General features: G+C 70.1%; 4 protein-coding genes. 1 reads left to right on the top strand and 3 read right to left on the bottom strand.

Annotation, left to right across the window (positions count from 1 at the left end):
- Positions 1-543 carry a DUF4112 domain-containing protein gene (locus G6019_RS08730; RefSeq protein ID WP_231750386.1) on the top strand — a complete coding sequence of 181 codons (543 nt, stop codon included), beginning with the start codon at positions 1-3 and terminating at the stop codon, positions 541-543.
- 42 nt (positions 544-585) lie between these two features.
- Here G6019_RS08730 and G6019_RS08725 read toward each other — a convergent pair whose 3' ends face one another.
- The 3 genes from G6019_RS08725 to G6019_RS08715 all read right to left on the bottom strand — a co-directional run.
- Positions 586-1689 (bottom strand): CNNM domain-containing protein, encoded by a 1104-nt coding sequence (locus tag G6019_RS08725; RefSeq protein WP_107757581.1) that lies wholly within the window; start codon positions 1687-1689, stop codon positions 586-588.
- A complete protein-coding gene (locus G6019_RS08720) occupies positions 1686-3044 on the bottom strand; it encodes a hemolysin family protein (protein ID WP_182612773.1) in 1359 nt (452 codons plus the stop codon). Before G6019_RS08720 ends, G6019_RS08725 begins: the two co-directional genes overlap by 4 nt.
- A 182-nt stretch (positions 3045-3226) precedes the next feature.
- Positions 3227-3713 (bottom strand): P1 family peptidase (locus tag G6019_RS08715; protein WP_182627429.1); only part of this gene is annotated, 487 nt, incomplete at its 5' end.

The raw sequence follows: 3713 nt of genomic DNA, 5'->3' as shown, positions 1-3713 counted from the left end.
ATGACCAGCCGTCGACCCCACCCGGACAGTCGCCCGGCGGCCGACCCCGCGGCGGCCCCGCCTCCGGATGCCGTCGCGCTGAGGACCGGGTCGTCCCCCGTGACCTCCGGCCTCGCGCGCGTCATGGACGATCTGGTGCGCATCCCGGGCACACGGTATCGGGTGGGGCTGGACCCGGTGATCGGCCTGGTACCCGTCGTCGGGGACGCGCTGGGGACCGTTGTCGCGGCAGCGGTGTTGGCGGAGGCGATACGCAACCGGGTCCCCGTCCACATCCTGTTCCGCATGGGCTGGAACTACCTCGTCGACGCCGTGCTCGGCGTGATCCCCTTCGTGGGTGACGTGGCGGACGCCGCCCACAAGGCCACGTCCAAGAACCTGCGACTGGTCGACCGGACCATCGCCGAGGGCAGACGCGTGGACACCGACGCCCGCGGGTACCTGCTCCGGGCGGTAGGCGCGGTGGGGCTGATGCTGTTGGTGCTGCTCGGCATGGCGGGTCTTGCGCTGTGGGGCCTGCTCAGGCTGATCGGCCTGTTCTGACCCGCCCCGAGACCGGCCCCGTCCCGCGTCCGGGCCCGCGAGCTAGACGGAGGTGACCGGCAGGAGACGCCGCACCACGTCGTCCAGCGTGAGGACCCCTCTGACCTCGGAGACGTGGGTGCCCGGGTGGCCACCGGACTGTTCGACGACGACGAGGTGGGCCCGCGCCTCGCGCATCCGGCGGAACGCCTCGGCCACCGACAGGTCGTGCTCGAGCGACAGGCTCGGCCGCATGAGCTCCCGTGCGGTGGCCCCCGACTGGATGTTGATCGCATCACGCGCGTGCACCACACCCACCGCGGTCTCCCCGTCCAGCACCAGCAGCCGGAGATGACCGGTGCGGCGCGCGGTCTCGCGGATGTCCTCCGGGGAGGCGTCCACGTCGACCGAGGACATCTCATCCGGCGCGGCGGGCGCGTTGACCCCGCGATCGCCCAGCAGGTCCCCCACGGTGAGTTCCTGCAGCTCCAGGGCGCTGAGCAGCTGCCGGTGGTGGGTGTCGTCGAGCGTGCCGGCCTCACCGGAGTGGCGGACGAGCTCGCGGAGGGAGTCGGCGTCCTGGCCGGAGGCCACCTCGTCGCGGGTCTCCACCCCGATCCGGTGCAGGATCCGGTTGGCGAGGGTGTTGAGCGCCACCAGCAGCGGGCGGGTGATCCAGAGGAAGCCCCGCATCGGTATCGCCAACAGCGTGGCCGAGTACTCGGGGTGCGTGATGGACCACGACTTGGGGGCCATCTCGCCCACCACCAGGTGGAGGAAGGTCACGATGAGCAACGCCAGGACGAAGGCGATGACGTCGGCCGTCCAGTAGGGCAACCCCCAGCTCGCGAACACCGGCGTGAACCAGTGGTGGACCGCGGGTTTGGTGATGGAGCCCAGTGCCAGCGCGCACAGCGTGATCCCGAGCTGGGACCCCGCGAGCAGCAGCGTGAGCTCGGAGGCGTTGCGCAGGGCCGCCCGGGCGGCGGCGCTCGAGGCCGCCGCGTCCTCGAGGCGATGGCGTCGCGCGGAGATCAGGGAGAACTCGACGGCCACGAAGAACGCGGACGCGGAGATGAGGACGATCGTGGCGAGCACCACGACGATCGGGTTGCTGGTGAGGCCCGTTCCGGCCTCGGCGGCGAGCAGGGTGGTGGTGGGGTTCATCGCGCGGCCTCCTCGACCACGACATGCAGCTCAGCGGGAACGCGGCGTTCGATCCTGCGCACCTCGGTCCGCAGGACCCTGTCGGCGGAGATCTCCTCCAGCACGTCTGTGTCGGGGAGAGGGATGTCGACGCGGTCACCCACCTCGGGCAGGTCTCCGGTCGTCTCGATCACGAGTCCACCGAGGGTCTCGGCGTCCACCTCGGGCAGGGTGATCTCGAGCAGTCGTTCCACCTCGTCGAGATGGGTGTCACCGGCCAGGAGCCAGCCCAGTCCCTCGCTGACCGGGGTCCCGGCCGCCTGCTGGGGATCGTGCTCGTCCGCGATCTCGCCGACGATCTCCTCGGCCATGTCCTCCATGGTCACGACACCGGCGAAACCACCGTATTCGTCCACCACCACCGCCATCTCGGACTTGTGGGAACCCAGGCGGGTGGCGACCTCCGGAAGGGGCAGCGAGGTCGGCACGATGATCGGTGCCCGCATGAGGGTCGACACCGCCGTGAGGTCCGCTCGGTCGTCGTCACACACCGAGAGCAGGTCGTGGAGGTCCACGATGCCGATCACGTCGTCGGAGTCGTCGCCGACCACCGGGTAGCGGGTGTGTCCGGTGGCCATCTTGGACAGGACCTCGGTGACCGTGTCCTCCGCCCGCACCACGTCGGTGCGGCTGCGCGGGATCATGGCGTGCTCGGCGGGTTGGCCGGGGAAGTCGAGCATCCTGTCCAGCAGTCGACTCAGTTCCTCGGACAGCTCGCCGGTCTCCTCGGACTCGGCGACGATGTGCTCCAGGTCGCGAGCGGTGGCGGAGTGTTCCTTATCGTGGACCGGCTCGATGCCGACGGCCCTGAGCAGGGCCTCGGACGCCTTGTCGAACAGGCCGATGAGCCAGCCGAACAGGGCGAGGTAGATCGTGGTGGACCGGGCCAGCCAGCGTGCGACCGGCTCCGGTCGGGCGATGGCCAGGTTCTTGGGCACCAACTCGCCGAAGATCATCTGCACGACCGTCGAGAAGAGCAGCGCCAGGACCGTCCCGACCACCACTCCGATCCCCTGGGGCACGGAGGCCAGGCCGAGGAGCTCGCCGATCGAGCGACCGATGAGCGGTTCGGCGACGTACCCGACGACCAGGGTGGTGACGGTGATCCCGAGCTGGGCGCCCGAGAGCATGAAGGACGTCCGCCTGGTCACGCCGAGGACACGCGACGCGGCCGGGTCGCCCTTCTCCGCCGCGGCCCCCATCCGGGAGCGGTCGACGGCCATGAACGCGAATTCCTGGGCCACGAAGTAGCCCGTGAGTGCGGTGATGGCCAAGACCACCACCACGCCGATGAGAAGTGAGAGCGCGATGCTCATCCGGTGTTCCCCCTTCCGAGAAGGGGGCTGATAGATCGGGCCGGTGTGTCGGCTCGGCTCACTGGAGGTGCTCCTGCGCTTTCGTCGGTGACCCCGCGGGCCGATGCCCGGGTTGACAAGTCATTGTCCCGCCCAACACCGGAATTGTCGACTCTGTTCCGTGAACCGTCCAGGCGAGTGGATCAGGATCCGGCGGACCGTATCGCCCGGGAGACGGCGTCGAGCGCCATGAGGCGGACGGTGTCGACGTCGGCGGGCACCTCCCCGGTCGCCACTGCGACGAAGCCGTCTCCGTCGTACCGGGTGTGCGGCGGAGTCAGGGACCGGGAGAGGCCGTCATGGGCGCCCTGGGCGACGACGAAGCAGGCGGTCTTGTCCAGCCTCGCGTTGGTGATCACCACTCCGATGGTGGTGTGCACGCGATCGGAGGCGTAGTCGAACGGCGGCACGAGGTTCGCCACGCTGGCGAGGTCCACCTCGGTCCCCCCCGGATCGACGTCACCGTAGGCGTTCACCGCACACAGTGCCCCGACGACCAGGTCGCCCACGGTGCTCTCCGCGTAGCGGATACCGCCCGGACGGATGTTCTCGACCCCGCGCCACTGCGACGTGAACGCCCCGGTGCCCGCGCCCACCTGCCCCACCTCGACGAGCGGGCCGGTGGCCGCG

The sequence above is a fragment of the Dietzia sp. DQ12-76 genome, assembly GCF_014145045.1.
Classification (GTDB): Bacteria; Actinomycetota; Actinomycetes; order Mycobacteriales; family Mycobacteriaceae; genus Dietzia.
Note: the sequence above shows the minus strand (reverse complement) of the source record. Positions and strands in the feature narration are given on the sequence as shown.